Consider the following 15282-nt stretch of genomic DNA (forward strand, 5'->3'; position numbering starts at 1 on the left):
AATGAACAGATGCAACAGGATGGACAAGAAGGAAATATGAGAGAAGATAGCGATGTAACATCAAAGTCGGTGTACATTCTCGCCATTGAAACGAGCTGTGATGAGACTTCGGTGGCCATTGTCGAAAATGGCAAAATCATTCGCTCGAACGTGATTTCGAGCCAGATCGAAACGCACCAACGCTATGGCGGTGTTGTGCCAGAAGTGGCTTCCCGTAAGCATGTGGAGTCGATTACATGGATGCTGGAGGAAGCTGTCACAGAAGCGGGCGTATCGCTCCATGAGCTCTCCGCCATTGCCGTAACCGAAGGCCCCGGATTAATCGGGGCCCTGCTCGTTGGCGTCGTCGCGGGCAAAGCGCTCGCTTGCGCCCTAGAGCTCCCGCTGATTGGTGTTCACCATATCGCGGGACATATCTACGCCAACCAGCTCGTGCATGAGCTGGTGTATCCTTCGATTTCGCTCGTCGTGTCCGGCGGACACACCGAGCTCATTCTGCTCGAAGGCCCCGGCCAGTTCCGTATCATCGGGCGCACGCGCGATGATGCGGCCGGCGAGGCCTACGATAAAATTGCCCGGGCAATGGGATTGCCTTACCCGGGCGGACCGCACGTGGATCGGCTTGCACAGGAAGCCGATTCCGAGATCAAAATGCCTCGCAGCTGGCTCGAGGCAGATTCCTACGACTTCAGCTTTAGCGGATTGAAATCCGCGGTGCTGAACGTCGTCAACCAAAGCAAGATGCGCGGCGAAACCGTTCAGGTCGCGCAGATTGCCAAGGGCTTCCAAGCATCCGTCATCGACGTGCTTGTGGAGAAGGCAAGCCGCGCCGTGAAGGACTTCGGCGCGAAACAGCTCTTGCTCGCGGGTGGCGTCGCCGCGAACAAAGGCCTTCGCAGCAGGCTCGCCGAGCGCTGCGAGCAGCTGGGTGTGCCGCTGCTGGTGCCGCCTCACCGGCTGTGCACGGACAATGCGGCGATGATTGGCGCCGCCGCTTTCTTGAAGTGGGACAAGCAGGAGTTCGACTCGATGGAGTTGAAAGCAGAGCCACAGCTTAAGCTCGAAGAGTGGTAAGTTATCGCAGGCAAATAAAATAAATTTTCAGACAGTTGTATTGACTTTGAAAAAAGTGCATATTATAATCACAATCAATACTTTCAAACGCAACGAACGGGAATAGTAAGGCATGACCAGTTTCGCTCAGAGAGCTGTGCGCTTGGTGAAAGCACAGACGAAACGTCACCTGAACTCGCCCGGGAGCGGTAGGACTGATAAGGATGCCAAGGATCCAGCACCCAGGTAGGTCTTGACGGTTGACCCCCGTGATCAGGTACATGAGTGGTTTCGAGTGTAATAGCTCGGATCAATTAGAGTGGTACCGCGGAAGGTTCAAGCCTGTCGTCTCTTTTATAGAGATGGCAGGCTTTTTTGGTTGTTCTGAAACTGATTTAACTAACGAAACACATATAAATAACGCGATGAACAAGAGTAGTAAGGACTCGATATCTCCGGTACAGAAAGCTGCGGGTTGATGCAACGCAGACCGAGAACGCCCTGAACTCGCTTGGAAGCGGTCATCCTGATCGGCTGGTGAACAGCTAGCTGTTAGGGATGAACGGATGACCTCCGTGATCAGGTGATATAGCGAGCAGGTAGCTGGCTATATCTGAGGTGGGCTCCTTCATGGAGTCAACAAGAGTGGTACCGCGCTGGGTGAAGACCCGTCGTCTCTTATGTGGAGATGACGGGTTTTTTTGTCGTCTGTGGATAGTGCGCTGCAGCCACTGAACACTGATAAAACAAGCCGCATCCGACCAATCGCACGCAACAACGGTGAAAATTACGCTTATAAAAGATGATTTCAGACCATACAATTTCAAAGTCCCATACGGGCATACATTAGGAGGAAACAACCATGGAAAACCATACAAATACTAATCGACGCATTCGCATTTTTGATACAACACTTCGTGATGGTGAGCAAGCACCAGGCGCATCCTTATACCCAGAAGAGAAGATCCGCATCGCGAGACAGCTTGCTCTTATGGGCATTGACACCATTGAGCCAGGTTTCCCGATCTCTAGCCCTGGGGATTTCCAAGCTGTGCAGCAGATTTCACGTGAACTGCAAGGCGTTGAGATTTGCGGCTTCGCCCGTGCGGTCAAAGCCGACATCGATGCAGCGGTCAAAGCTACACAGGACGCGGCATCCAGACGCATTCACATGTTCCTGTCCTCGTCGGACATTCACCTGGATTTCCAGCTGCGCAAATCGCGTCAGCAGGTAGTCGAAATGGCTCGCGCCATGGTCGGCTATGCGAAGCAATTCGTCGATCGGATCGAGTTCTCACCGATGGATGCAACGCGGACGGGGGATGAGTTCCTTTTCGAAGTGCTAGAAGCTGTTATCGCGGAAGGTGCAACGATTCTTAACATCCCAGATACCGTGGGCTATGCACTTCCTGAAGAATATGGTGCGATGTTCCGCAGAGTGCGCCAAAGTGTAAGAGGCGGTGATACGGTCGAGTATAGTGCCCACTGTCATAATGATCTGGGGCTTGCTGTTGCCAACAGCCTTGCTGCTATTGCTGCAGGTGTTACGCATGTGGAAGTAACGGTGAACGGCGTCGGCGAGCGTGCCGGTAACTGCTCACTTGAAGAGCTAGTCATGGCGATTGAGACGCGGAAGCATTCGATGGGCGTGGAAACGGGCATCGTGACGAGCGAGATTTTTAACACATCCAAAATGGTTTCCCGCATTATGGGCTTCCCGATTGCCTATAACAAGCCGATTGTTGGACGGAATGCCTTCCAGCACGAAGCGGGTATTCATCAAGATGGACTGCTGAAAAACCGCAATACGTACGAGATCATGGATCCTGAAAAGCTGGGCATTCCTCGCTCTATGATTATCCTTGGTAAGCATTCCGGCCGTCATGCACTGAAGCATCGCGTGGGTCAGTTCGGTATCGAGCTTACAGGCGAGGAACTAGATTCATTATATACGCGCTTCAAAGAAAAAGCGGATGAGCAGAAAATGGTCACTGATGACCAACTGATGGAGCTTGTCGGCAGCACGGTCGATGGGCAAATGGAGCCATTCACGCTGTCACATATGCAAGTAATTTCGAGCAGTGATCGCAATCGCGTAGCTTCCGTATCCGTTAGAAATAATCAGACGGGCACAGAGAGCGTCTACTCCGGTACCGGCGAAGGCCCGATCGAGGCTATCGTGCATTGTCTGCAACAAGCGATCCCGATGGATGTGGAGTTCTCTGATCTGGAGCTGCATTCGTTGTCCACAGGGGAAAAAGCAACCGGTGAAGCCGAAGTTACGATCTCAGTTGGCGGCCAAACCTACAAGAACACGGGTATCGACCAAGATGTCCTTGTTGCGGTTGCCAAAGCGTTCATATCGGCTTGCAATCAAGCGATTCGGATGCAAAATAGCGTGACCTCCGAAACAACGGAGACAGTTATTCCAGCTTCTTAACGGACAGATTTCGTCGCATATACCCGAATTGTAAGAAAACTTAGATATATACACACCATGTGAGCAAGGTTATACACATGCCCTGTGTACAATGTGCATAACTCATATAAAACGTGATCTATCAACCTTTTTTAAGGGCTAAGAAATGGGATAACTTTTTCGTGAAAAAATGTGGGTAATGTGGATAACTTTGTGGTCAAATCTCGGAAAGAGGGATGGGGGGCGGAAACTGCCTCCCTTTTTCTGTGGATAACGTTGTGTATAACAAAAAGAGGTGTGTGAAAGTACTGTTGAAATTATCGGAACAATTCGTCATTATTTTTCTGTGCATAAGAGCGGACAATGAGGTGAGTTTGAACCGTTTCTGAGGAAGTTTTCAAGACATTGTCGTGCAATCTCGCACCTCCTGTGGGTAACTTTGAACATTTTGTGAACTTGTCCACAGTTATGCCTGCCAACCTGCCCGACAACCCGCCGTAAAAAACAAAAAGTCCACGTCAACCGACGTGAACTCCAGAGTTAACCCTATTTTAAGCCAATAAAACTTCCCACTCTTCATAACAAGCCGCAAGCGAGCTCTTGCGTTTATCAACTTCGGCTGTTTTCTCCTGCACAAGCATATAGTCGTTATACACAGCGGGATCGGCAAGCTCTGCCTCAAGCGCTGTAACCTCTTCTTCAAGTCGAGCGATATCCAGCTCAAGCTGTTCTAGCTTCCGCTGACGACTGCGTTCTTCGCGCTTCGCCAACTTGTCCGCCTCGTAACTGCCACCACCAACAGGTTCAGCTTTCACCGCATTAGCAGAAGAGGAATTACCAGCTGATTTCTTCTCCGCCTCTTTGGCCAAACGCTGCGCTTCCAATTCAGCAAGCTCGGCTTTTTTCTCCACATAGTCATCGTAGTTGCCAAGATAGCTCGTTAAGCCATCCTTTTGCAGATCGAGCATGCTCTCCGCCATTTTATTAAGGAAATACCGGTCATGGGAGATGAATAGCAAGGTACCCTCGTAGTCCATCAACGCGGATTCGAGCACTTCTTTACTGTATAAATCGAGATGGTTGGTAGGCTCATCGAGAATCAATACGTTGGCTTTCTGAAGCATGAGTTTGGCGAGCGAGACGCGAGCTTTTTCTCCGCCGCTTAATGCAGCAATCTTCTTAAATACGTCTTCGCCGCTAAAAAGAAAGCTGCCCAGCACCGTACGAATACGAGCTTCCTCCAGGTGAGGATACGTGTTCCACACTTCTTCCAACACACTGTTGGATGGATTTAAGCCCTTTTGCTCTTGATCGTAATACCCGATCGTGACTCCAGCACCCCATTTGAACGTACCGGCATCTTGCTTGTGCTGACCGATCAATGTTTTGAGCAAGGTGGATTTCCCGACCCCGTTAGGTCCGATTAGCGCAGCAGTTTCGGATCGGCGAAGCTGGAACGAGACACCGTCGAGCAGACGTTTTTTGCCATCGTAGGAAAGCGACAGTCGGTCTACTTGCAGAACTTCTTTCCCAGAAGTTTGCTCGATTTCAAAAGAGAAGGAGGCACGTTTCAAATCGCCCATGGGCTTGTCCAAACGGTCCATTTTCTCGAGTTGCTTACGTCGTGACTGGGCTCTCTTCGTTGTCGAAGCACGTACGATATTTCGCTGCACGAAATCCTCGAGTTTCGAGATCTCTTCTTGCTGCTTTTCAAACTGTTTCAATTCAATTTCATAGTTCGCTTCTTTAATCTCAATAAAACGGGAATAATTGCCCGTATACCGTTTGGAGGCATGACGTTCAATTTCATAAATCGACGTCACCAACGCGTCAAGGAAATAACGGTCATGTGATACGACGAGAATAGCGCCAGGATAGCCGCGCAGATAGCCTTCGAGCCACGTCAATGTGGCGATGTCCAAATGGTTGGTAGGCTCATCGAGCATGAGCAAATCGGGCTCTTCCAGCAGCATTTTAGCCAAGGCCAATCTCGTCTTCTGCCCTCCGCTGAGGGTGTTGACCAAGGTCTCTGGAGCAAACTGTCCGAAGCCCATTCCGTGCAAAATACCGCGGATCTTGGCCTCGATTTCATAGCCGCCATGCTCTCGAAACCATTCGGAGCGCAGCGCATACCGATTCATGGTCGTTTCGTACTTTTTCTCATCGGAGATGAGGTCGGGGTCAGCCATCAAGGCTTCCAGCTCACGCAATTCGCGTTCGGTCTCCAATAAAGAACTGAATACGCTAAGCAGCTCATTCCATATGGATTTATCGGTGTTAAGTCCGCTATTTTGCTTGAGATAGCCGATCTTGGTTTCTTTTGCTTTAAAAAGATCACCGCTGTCATAAGACATCTCACCTGCGATGATTTGAAGAAGGGTGGACTTCCCGGCGCCATTGACTCCGACGAGTCCGATGCGTTCCCTATTTTCAATTTGAAGCGTTATATTAGAGAGTACGGAGCGTACCCCATAGCTTTTGGAAATGTTAGAAACTTGTAATAGCATGTTGCTGCTACCTCCTGCGTTTTAGATACATATTAATGTAAGAACCTAGTTAAGTTGACCTTCAGTCACTGTTTCAATCCCATCAAATCATTAGTATACACGAAGAATGAGGGCAACGCCTGCTTAATTTAGACATGAAATCTAGGCGATTCGGAGTGCTCTGCGGTACGAGTATAGTTTTTTACTTTATTTATGTTAAAATGGGGGAAACCACTCCTCGCTAGGAAGGGCTGTAGCTTATGATGAACATCCGAGAGCGGAAAATAGAATTACGTAAAGAAATGGAACTACGACGTGCTTCGATTGTTGCTGAGATACGTGATGAGAAGCAACAACAGATAAACCAAAGAATGGTGAAGCTATGCTCGGATAAGCTGTTTGAACAGGGGAAGTTATCATCCCATTCTCAACCTACGCTGATGAGCTATATGCCTTTCCGTTCAGAACCAGACGTTGCGCCATTAATGGAATGGTGTTGGCAGCAGGGAATTCGTGTGCTGATACCGAAGGTAGTGGCGGATACGAAGACGATGAACTTGCACATCATAAGTCGATATGAGGACCTCGAAAGTGGTGCTTATGGGATTAGAGAACCGCGTAGTGATGTTCCGATAGAACATGATTTGGGCGCGATTTCGATGATTGTTGTGCCTGGGTTGGCGTTTGATCTGGATTTCGGTCGCTTAGGGTATGGCGGCGGTTTCTATGATCGCTTTATGCAGTTATTCGCTGCTCGCGGTTTAAAAAGACCTTTTGCCGTTGCAGCTGCTTTCGATAATCAATTGATTCCTGCTGTTCCTTCTTCTTGGCATGATTTTCGAGTGGATGGCATCGTAACCGAAAGTAAGATGGTGTTCAAAACAGAAACCTAATATAGAGGTGATTGCAGTGCCCGATTCTTCACCATTGACGCATTTTAATGAACAGGGACGAGCGCGAATGGTCGACATATCGGATAAAGATGAGACGAAGCGCACAGCCACAGCTCGCTCTACCTTAGTCATGAAGCCAGAAACCCTTGATTTAATTGTGCAGGGTAAAATGAAAAAAGGCGACGTCCTCGCGGTGGCTCAAGTGGCTGGTATTATGGCCGCCAAGAAAACATCAGACTGGATACCGATGTGCCATCCCATTGCGCTAACTGGGGTAGATATTCAGTTCTCGAATAATGGCAGCAATGAACTATACATAGAAGCAACTGTACGTACAACGGGTCCAACAGGGGTAGAAATGGAAGCCCTAACGGCTGTTTCTGCCGCGGCATTGACCGTGTATGACATGTGCAAAGCTGTAGAGAAAGATATGATGATTAACTCGACATTGCTTGTTATGAAAACTGGCGGCAAAAACGGGGATTTTCACAGGCAAGACATAAAAGCGTGATGAGAGTAAGCACCAGCGCCAACATACCGTTAATCGGGTGAGGTTCTGCGAATCACGCAGGTTAGTGGGTTGATCTCATTCAGTGAACAAGGGAGAGGTGACGAAGGATGCACTGGAAAGTTGCGATTTTGACAGCCAGTGACCGCGGTTACCGAGGAGAACGAGAAGACACTAGCGCTCAGGTAATCCGCGAGCTGATTGAAGAGGAAATTCAAGGCGAGATCATCGAGTACCGGGTCGTTCCGGACGAGATGGACGAAATTATGGCTTCCTTAATAGAAATGACTGATTACTATCAAGCTGATTTGATTCTAACAACGGGTGGAACCGGACTAGCTCCACGGGATGTCACACCAGAAGCAACGCTCAATGTCATTGATCGTGTTGCACCTGGCTTTGCAGAAGCGATGCGCATGATTTCGATGCAAAAAACGAAAAAAGCGATGCTCTCGAGAGCTGTTTCTGGTATTCGCGGACGTACGCTGATCATTAATTTACCAGGCAGTCCAAAAGGCGTGCAAGAGAATTTGATGGCGATTATTGATCAACTTCCTCATGCGCTGGGTATTCTGACAGGCAAAGAAGGCGATCACGGGTGAAAGAGCATAACACTTCTATGCTGCGCGAGGTCAAAGTGGAAGATGCGATTGGCATGATTCTTCCGCATGATCTCACGCAGATCCTGCCTGGTCAGTTCAAGGGCCGTCTGTTCCGCAAAGGTCATCAAGTGACGGAAGCGGATATTCCTGCCCTGCTTAGTATCGGCAAGGAACATATTTATGTGATGGAGCTGCAGCCTGGCTATCTCCATGAGGATGAGGCTGCCTTGCGCATGGCGCGGGCGATTGTGGGAGATCGTGCGAGTGCCAGTGCGAGTGCGAGTGCGGATCTTAAGTTGACCGATCCGCATGAGGGTAAGGTGAACGTGAAGTCGGAGATTCACGGTTTGGTGAAGATCGATAAGGCGTTCGTCGACAGCGTGAACGCCATCGATGAGGTCGTGTTGTCGACGATTCGCAGCAACACGGTCGTGCAAGCAGGCGCTTCGCTGGTCGGTACGCGGGTAATCCCGCTGATCGTCGACGAAGCGAAGGTTGAAGAGGTCGAGCGGTTAGCCGCCGCTCGACGTGCAGAGGGCTTCACCTTGCTTGAGGTGAAGCCGTTTCGGGCGCTGCGCGTCGGCGTGATCACGACGGGCAGCGAGGTCTTTAAGGGCCGAATCAAGGATAAATTCGGCCCGGTTGTGAAAGAGAAGGTCGCGCAGCTCGGCTCCGAGGTTGTGGACCAACGCTTCGTGTCGGACGACAGCGAAGCGATTGTGGGTGAGATCCACGCGCTAGCCGAGCTAGGCGTGGATCTGGTGTTGGTCACGGGCGGCATGTCCGTGGACCCGGATGATCGCACGCCGGGTGCGATCAAGGCGGCCGGCGCCCGCGTGGTCAGCTACGGCACGCCGATGCTGCCGGGCTCGATGCTGATGATCGCCTATTTAGGCGATCTGCCGATCATGGGCCTGCCGGGTTGTGTGATGCACGACCCGTACACGTCCTTTGATGTACTGCTGCCGCGCATCTGCGCTGGCGAAGAGATCGTGCGTAGCGACATCACGGAGATGGGCTACGGCGGATTTTATCAATGTTAGAAGAAGTGTCACTGGATTTATCCAGTGAATTTCCTTTTTAAGCGCTGGTAAAGCCTCTTCTATTGGATTTATCCAATGAGTATATTGTGGTTTTTTACTTGCCATTCCTTTATTGATTTACCGTATTTATAATGCATTACATAATGGAGATGAAGTCCATGTTTCAAAATATAGGATTCACCGAGCTCTTATTGATTGCGGTCGTTGCGCTTGTCATCTTTGGTCCACAAAAGCTACCGGAGATAGGCAGAATGCTGGGTAAGACGTTAAGAGATTTCAAGCAAGCGACGAACGAACTGATGAGTGACGAGCCCAAAGCACCGTTAGCATCCAAAACACCCGTTGCACCTGACCCGATTACCCCTGTAGAGGTAGCTAGCAGCGTAGTTGTTGCAAATGATGATGCTTCAGTGCCTTCGCTTACAAAGTCATCGTCAGATCAAGACTCGACAGACGCAGTGGCTGATATACAAGTGGAGGTCGAATCAACTAGCTCACCTACAGTAAAGCCAGCTGTGACTTTCATTTCTAACAAGTCTTCAGAGGTAGTCCATGTAACTGGGACGGCTGTTGAAGAGCTAGACCCACCAGCAGCCAGCGATGTGTTGTCCTCCGCTCCTGCACAAGCCTCGGCCCCTACCCCGGCGCCAGCGCAGCAGTCAGGCAACTCAGGCAATTCACGGCGGTTACCGGATTAGTTTTAGGACACGCAGATGAACAGTGATTCAGCCTTGCAGGTTGTATGCACTAGATTAGGTAGGTGAAATCGGTTGAAAAATGAAGAAATGTCGCTTGTAGAGCACCTTGGTGAGTTGCGCAAGCGGATCATGTGGATATTAGTTGTTTTGGTCATAGGCATGGTGGGTGGGCTCGTTGCTGCTAAACCTGTCATTCGGTATCTGAAAAGCATTCCCCCTGCGAAAGATATTGGTTGGAATGTTTTCTCGCCTTGGGATGCCTTGCGTTTGTATATGAATTTTGGTTTAGCTGTCGGCCTTCTTATTACATTGCCCGTTATTCTGTATCATATATGGGCTTTTGTTAAGCCAGGCTTGCGGGAAACGGAGCAGAAGGCTTCACTCCTTTATGTACCCTATGCATTTTTGCTCTTTTTACTGGGGATATCCTTCGGGTATTGGGTTGTTTTTCCGATGGCCTTTTATTTTACTTCGTCGATTAGCAAAAGCTTAGAAATTACGGAGATGTACGGTGCTGCGCAGTATTTTACCTTTATGTTTAACATCGTTCTGCCGCTGGCCTGTGTTTTTGAGATGCCTATTGTGGTGATGTTCCTCACGAAGATTAAGCTGCTTAACCCGAAGCGTCTGCATAAGTTTAGAAGATATGCTTACATGCTCATGGTCATTCTAGCGACCGTTATTACGCCTCCAGATGCAATTTCAGCGATATTAGTTGCGGTTCCGCTTATTATTTTATATGAATTCAGTGTTTTCATGTCGGGCTTCATTTATCGGAAGCAGCTTGCGAACGATGCCGCTTGGGAACGGGAGTTTGGTTCAAAATGAGCAACTGCATAAACATAGTCCGCCTTTGTGGTGGGCTATTTTTTTTCATATATGGAGGGAATATTTGGTTATCATTTGGGTAGAATGAGGGGGGTGTCCACAAGAATGAAAAATGTGTAAAAGGACTTGCAAATTACTCCCAGAATGAGTATCATAAGAGGTGTTGTTAGCACTAAACACATTCGAGTGCTAATAACAAAGAAATATACCCAAGACCAATTTTCTAAAGGAGGCTATTTTTCCATGATCAGACCGTTAGGTGATCGAGTTATCATTGAAGCCGTTGCGAAAGAGGAGACTACAGCAAGTGGCATCGTGCTGCCAGATACAGCTAAAGAAAAACCACAAGAAGGTAAAGTTGTAGCCGTTGGCGCTGGCGCGTTGAAAGATGGCGTACGTGTTCCGCTTGAAGTAAGCGAAGGCGATCGCATCATTTTCTCCAAATACGCTGGAACTGAAGTGAAATACGAAGGCCGCGAACTGTTGATCTTGCGCGAAAGCGACATTCTCGCTGTATTAGCCTAAGTTAGAGCAGCATATAGATCGGGCTTTACGTTTTCAACGATTTTTATACTTAGATTACAGGTTTTAAATTAGAGGAGGTTTCCTATCGTGGCAAAAGAAATTAAGTTCAGTGAAGACGCACGCCGCGCGATGCTTCGCGGGGTAGATGCTTTGGCGAATGCCGTTAAAGTAACATTAGGTCCAAAAGGCCGTAACGTAGTACTTGAGAAAAAATTCGGTAGCCCGTTGATCACTAACGATGGTGTTACTATCGCGAAAGAAATCGAGCTTGAAGATGCTTTCGAAAACATGGGAGCACAACTTGTTAAAGAAGTTGCTACCAAAACGAACGATGTTGCTGGTGACGGTACAACTACTGCAACGGTTCTAGCACAAGCTATGATCCGTGAAGGTCTTAAAAACGTTACTGCAGGCGCTAACCCAATGGTTATCCGCAAAGGTATCGAGAAAGCTGTTAAAGCCGCTATCGAAGAGCTTCAAGCTATTGCTAAGCCGATCGAAGGCAAACAATCCATCGCACAAGTTGCGGCAATCTCTGCTGCTGACGAAGAAGTAGGCGAATTGATCGCTGAAGCTATGGAAAAAGTAGGTAAAGACGGTGTTATCACAGTTGAAGAATCCAAAGGCTTCTTGACGGAGCTTGAGGTTGTAGAAGGTATGCAATTCGACCGTGGATACACGTCCCCATACATGATCACAGATACGGATAAAATGGAAGCAGTTCTAGACAACCCGTACATCTTGATCACAGATAAAAAAATCTCGAACATCCAAGAAATCTTGCCTGTTCTTGAAAAAGTGGTACAATCCGGTAAACAACTTCTGATCATTGCTGAAGACGTTGATGGCGAAGCACAAGCAACACTTGTTGTGAACAGACTTCGTGGCACATTCACTTGCGTAGCTGTTAAAGCTCCTGGTTTCGGTGACCGTCGTAAAGCGATGTTGGGTGATATCGCTGCTCTAACAGGTGGCCAAGTGATCACAGAAGAGCTTGGATTGGATCTGAAATCCACAACTCCTGATCAATTGGGTAGCGCGCGTCAAATCCGTGTTACGAAAGAAAACACAATCATCGTTGATGGTGCTGGTAACCCACAAGATATTAAGGCTCGTGTTACACAAATCCGTTCCCAATTGGAAGAAACAACTTCCGACTTCGATAAAGAAAAATTGCAAGAGCGTTTGGCTAAACTTTCTGGCGGCGTAGCTGTTATCAAAGTTGGCGCAGCGACTGAAACTGAATTGAAAGAGCGCAAACTTCGCATCGAAGATGCTTTGAACGCGACTCGTGCAGCAGTTGAAGAAGGTATCGTTTCTGGTGGTGGTACTGCCCTAGTTAACGTATACAACGCAGTAGCGAGAGTTGTAGCAACTGGTGATGAGCAAACGGGTGTTAACATCATCCTTCGCTCCCTTGAAGAGCCAGTTCGCACAATCGCAGCTAACGCTGGTCAAGAAGGCTCCGTAATCGTTGAGCGCTTGAAAAACGAAAAAGTAGGCATCGGTTATAACGCAGCTACTGGACAATGGGTAAACATGTTCGAAGCTGGTATCGTTGACCCTGCGAAAGTAACGCGTTCTGCACTTCAAAACGCAGCTTCCGTAGCAGCTATGTTCTTGACAACTGAAGCGGTAATCGCTGATAAACCAGAAGCAAACAAACCAGGTATGCCTGATATGGGCGGCATGGGTGGTATGGGCGGCATGATGTAATTGGCTGAAAAGCCTATTGCTTCATAGCTCGATAAAAAAGGCTTTGTACAAATTCATTGAATTTGTACAAAGCCTTTTTTGCATGTCATTTTCTCGGGCAAAAATGTCTTAATGTAGTTAAACTTCCGATGAGGTATCGTAGTAGTCACGATAAAAACTGGAGGATGGCTGCTGAATCCTCTTCACCATTGGAGGCAGGAAACAATGAAATTAGAGCAAAACAAGACGCTGCATGACGCCGGTGATAATGGTTCTGCCAATGCGATACAGCTAGAAGATCTAGATCGAGGGTTGGTTGCAGCTTCAACATCGGAAGGTATTTTTCTCAGTTGGCGACTGTTGGGGACGGAAGTGACCGGATATTCGGCGCAAGGATTGGTAGGGACAGATTTTAACCTATATCGGGATGGCGTTCGCATCGCGACTGTTTGTGACAGTACTAACTATTTGGATCGTAGTGGGAGTGGTTCTTCTGTTTATTATGTCTGTGCGACTATTCAGGGACAGGAAGTTGATCGCAGTGAAGATGTGACACCGTGGGAGAGCGACTATTATGAGCTTCCGCTACGCAAGCCTGCTGATGGAGTGACGCCAAGTGGCGAGCATTACACATATGCAGCGAATGATATGAGTGTTGGGGATGTGGACGGGGACGGTCAATATGAGTTTTTTGTTAAATGGGATCCCTCCAATTCCAAGGATGTCTCACATTCGGGATATACCGGACCCGTATACCTTGACTGCTATAAGCTGGATGGCAGGTTGCTATATCGGATTGATCTTGGCGTCAATATAAGGGCTGGCGCGCATTATACACAGTTTTTAGTTTATGATTTCGATGGGGATGGCAAGGCGGAAATCATACTTAAAACAGCGCCAGGCACCAAGGTGATTACCTATGATCTGGAAGGTTGCCCCGCATCGGAAGACTATATTTCGATGCCAGAGGAAGATTTGGCTTCCGGATACAGCCATGAGGACGATTACCGCATGAGTAGTACGGATTATTTTGAACATGTTGTGCAAATGTTCATGGGGTGGCATGCGCATGAGGAAGTGACGGCTGGCAATTGGCCCGAAACGCTAGAGGCGTGCTTTGGTCTCGAACCGGCCTATCCATACCCACTGTCACGGGCGGATGCCGAGCAATTGACAAATCACTTCATGGACGTCTATGCGCCAAGCCGCAGCAGTCGAAATCAGCTGCGCTCGTTCGAGGGATTTATCGTCAAAGGGCCGGAATATTTGACGGTGTTTCAGGGGGAGACAGGCGCGGAGCTGCAGACTGTTTCCTATAAGCCAGGTCGTCAGGATGACGGACTGATGTGGGGGGATTACGCCTGGAACCGTATTGAGCCTGGTAATCGAGTGGATCGTTTCCTTGCTGGCGTTGGTTATTTGGATGGCCGTAAGCCGCATGCGATTTTTGCACGAGGTTACTATACGCGGGCAGCGGTTGTCTCCTATACGTGGGACGGAGTACAGCTACAGGAACACTGGTTTGCAGATAGCGGATGGGTCCCGATGAACAATCCGTTTCACAATACGCTGAAGCAGGAGGACGGTCGCAGCGAGCAATGGGGCAGCCTTGCGAAGCAGGGGGCACATTCGTTGAGCATAGCGGATGTAGATGGCGACGGCTGTGATGAAATCATCTACGGGGCGGCAACGATCGATCATGATGGTACGATTTTATACAGCTCAAGGGGAATCCTGCCGGAAGGAAGTGCAGCGCCTGGTACGTTGGCCAAGCTTGGACATGGGGATGCGCTTCATGTGGCTAATATCGATCCGGATCGGCCAGGACTTGAGATTTTTATGGTGCATGAGAGTGGTGTATGGGGACCCTTCGGGTACACGCTGCGTGATGCGGCGACAGGAGAGGTGCTGTATGGCGGTTATGCCACAGAGGATGTTGGACGTGGGATGGTGGGTCAAGTCGACCCATCTTATCGCGGGCTTCAGACATGGGCAAGTGAGAGCTATACGAGTGACGATGCCTTCGGTTTACTGACAGCAACGGGAGAAAGGATCAGTCAGCAGGTACCGGGGACGAATATGCGGATTCAATGGGCAGCGGATATGACGACTCAAATCATCAGCGGCAGCTTCGATCAGCCAGTTGTGATCGATGATTGGAAGCGAGGCCGTCTACTGACAGCAGAAGGGACTTGCAGTAATAACGGTACGAAGGGCAATCCTTGCCTAGTTGCGGATGTGTTCGGGGACTGGCGGGAAGAGCTGCTGGTCCGAACGTCGGACAGCTCATCGATCCGAATCTATCTTAGTACAGAACTTACCGATCGGAAATTGTATACGCTGATGCACGATAGGCAATATAGAACAGGCGTCGCCTGGCAGAATGTCGTTTATAATCAGCCCTGTTATACGAGCTTTTATTTGGCTTCTGATCTCGAATGGTCTAAAGTTCCGATTCCAAAACTGCGTAAGCATTACTAATTGTGCAAGCTTAGAGCCTGGCTTTTTTCCATTTGCTTGGACACTATGCCT

At 48.9% G+C, this 15282-nt stretch carries 12 protein-coding genes and 2 other annotated features; of the genes, 11 read left to right on the forward strand and 1 reads right to left on the reverse strand.

Annotation, left to right across the window (positions count from 1 at the left end; translation table 11 throughout):
- Window positions 1-36 precede the first annotated feature (36 nt).
- Together tsaD and AC58QM_RS00980 are read left to right on the forward strand one after the other, a co-directional pair.
- On the forward strand, window positions 37-1074 hold the full coding sequence (gene tsaD, locus AC58QM_RS00975; RefSeq protein WP_497281555.1) for a tRNA (adenosine(37)-N6)-threonylcarbamoyltransferase complex transferase subunit TsaD: 1038 nt from the start codon (window positions 37-39) through the stop codon (window positions 1072-1074).
- Window positions 1075-1157: 83 nt separating this feature from the next.
- Window positions 1158-1409: a binding site (T-box leader), on the forward strand.
- Window positions 1410-1469: 60 nt separating this feature from the next.
- Window positions 1470-1735: a binding site (T-box leader), on the forward strand.
- 180 nt (window positions 1736-1915) lie between these two features.
- Window positions 1916-3493 carry a 2-isopropylmalate synthase gene (locus AC58QM_RS00980; RefSeq protein ID WP_497280612.1) on the forward strand — a complete coding sequence of 526 codons (1578 nt, stop codon included), beginning with the start codon at window positions 1916-1918 and terminating at the stop codon, window positions 3491-3493.
- 530 nt (window positions 3494-4023) lie between these two features.
- On the opposite strand, the gene AC58QM_RS00985 is transcribed toward AC58QM_RS00980, so the two are convergent.
- A complete protein-coding gene (locus tag AC58QM_RS00985; protein ID WP_497280613.1) occupies window positions 4024-5979 on the reverse strand; it encodes an ABC transporter ATP-binding protein in 1956 nt (651 codons plus the stop codon).
- Window positions 5980-6218: 239 nt separating this feature from the next.
- Between AC58QM_RS00985 and AC58QM_RS00990 the strand changes: the two genes are divergently transcribed.
- The 9 genes from AC58QM_RS00990 (at window position 6219) to AC58QM_RS01030 (ending at window position 15231) form a co-directional block, all read left to right on the forward strand.
- A complete protein-coding gene (locus AC58QM_RS00990) occupies window positions 6219-6851 on the forward strand; it encodes a 5-formyltetrahydrofolate cyclo-ligase (RefSeq protein ID WP_497280615.1) in 633 nt (210 codons plus the stop codon).
- Between the two features lie 16 nt (window positions 6852-6867).
- Window positions 6868-7362, forward strand: coding sequence for a cyclic pyranopterin monophosphate synthase MoaC (gene moaC, locus AC58QM_RS00995; protein WP_497280617.1), 495 nt, complete (start codon window positions 6868-6870; stop codon window positions 7360-7362).
- 107 nt (window positions 7363-7469) lie between these two features.
- Complete coding sequence (locus AC58QM_RS01000) at window positions 7470-7961, forward strand: MogA/MoaB family molybdenum cofactor biosynthesis protein (protein ID WP_056608535.1); 492 nt, start codon at window positions 7470-7472, stop codon at window positions 7959-7961.
- Between the two features lie 17 nt (window positions 7962-7978).
- Window positions 7979-9004 carry a molybdopterin-binding protein gene (locus AC58QM_RS01005; RefSeq protein ID WP_497281557.1) on the forward strand — a complete coding sequence of 342 codons (1026 nt, stop codon included), beginning with the start codon at window positions 7979-7981 and terminating at the stop codon, window positions 9002-9004.
- Window positions 9005-9162: 158 nt separating this feature from the next.
- Window positions 9163-9702, forward strand: a complete 540-nt coding sequence (tatA, locus tag AC58QM_RS01010) for a twin-arginine translocase TatA/TatE family subunit (RefSeq protein ID WP_497280619.1) — start codon at window positions 9163-9165, stop codon at window positions 9700-9702.
- Between the two features lie 87 nt (window positions 9703-9789).
- Entirely contained in the window at window positions 9790-10530 is a 741-nt protein-coding gene (tatC, locus tag AC58QM_RS01015; protein WP_497281559.1) for a twin-arginine translocase subunit TatC, read from the forward strand.
- Window positions 10531-10773: 243 nt separating this feature from the next.
- The gene (groES, locus tag AC58QM_RS01020; protein WP_028553854.1) at window positions 10774-11055 is read left to right on the forward strand and encodes a co-chaperone GroES; all 282 of its coding nucleotides are present in this window, start codon (window positions 10774-10776) and stop codon (window positions 11053-11055) included.
- 87 nt (window positions 11056-11142) lie between these two features.
- Window positions 11143-12771: a chaperonin GroEL gene (gene groL / locus AC58QM_RS01025; protein ID WP_497280621.1), complete on the forward strand. Its 1629-nt coding sequence runs from the start codon at window positions 11143-11145 to the stop codon at window positions 12769-12771.
- Window positions 12772-12975: 204 nt separating this feature from the next.
- On the forward strand, window positions 12976-15231 hold the full coding sequence (locus AC58QM_RS01030) for a rhamnogalacturonan lyase (protein WP_497280622.1): 2256 nt from the start codon (window positions 12976-12978) through the stop codon (window positions 15229-15231).
- The last annotated feature ends 51 nt before the right edge of the window (window positions 15232-15282 follow it).

This window comes from Paenibacillus sp. J22P165, assembly GCF_059692015.1.

What these genes read in the sequence shown, in the direction of transcription:
- tsaD (WP_497281555.1), top strand. Translation starts at nt 37, where the DNA reads ATGAGAGAAGATAGCGATGTAACATCAAAGTCGGTGTACATTCTCGCC.
- AC58QM_RS00980 (WP_497280612.1), top strand. Translation starts at nt 1,916, where the DNA reads ATGGAAAACCATACAAATACTAATCGACGCATTCGCATTTTTGATACA.
- AC58QM_RS00985 (WP_497280613.1), bottom strand. Translation starts at nt 5,979, where the DNA reads ATGCTATTACAAGTTTCTAACATTTCCAAAAGCTATGGGGTACGCTCC.
- AC58QM_RS00990 (WP_497280615.1), top strand. Translation starts at nt 6,219, where the DNA reads ATGATGAACATCCGAGAGCGGAAAATAGAATTACGTAAAGAAATGGAA.
- AC58QM_RS01000 (WP_056608535.1), top strand. Translation starts at nt 7,470, where the DNA reads ATGCACTGGAAAGTTGCGATTTTGACAGCCAGTGACCGCGGTTACCGA.
- AC58QM_RS01005 (WP_497281557.1), top strand. Translation starts at nt 7,979, where the DNA reads ATGCTGCGCGAGGTCAAAGTGGAAGATGCGATTGGCATGATTCTTCCG.
- tatA (WP_497280619.1), top strand. Translation starts at nt 9,163, where the DNA reads ATGTTTCAAAATATAGGATTCACCGAGCTCTTATTGATTGCGGTCGTT.
- tatC (WP_497281559.1), top strand. Translation starts at nt 9,790, where the DNA reads ATGTCGCTTGTAGAGCACCTTGGTGAGTTGCGCAAGCGGATCATGTGG.
- groES (WP_028553854.1), top strand. Translation starts at nt 10,774, where the DNA reads ATGATCAGACCGTTAGGTGATCGAGTTATCATTGAAGCCGTTGCGAAA.
- AC58QM_RS01030 (WP_497280622.1), top strand. Translation starts at nt 12,976, where the DNA reads ATGAAATTAGAGCAAAACAAGACGCTGCATGACGCCGGTGATAATGGT.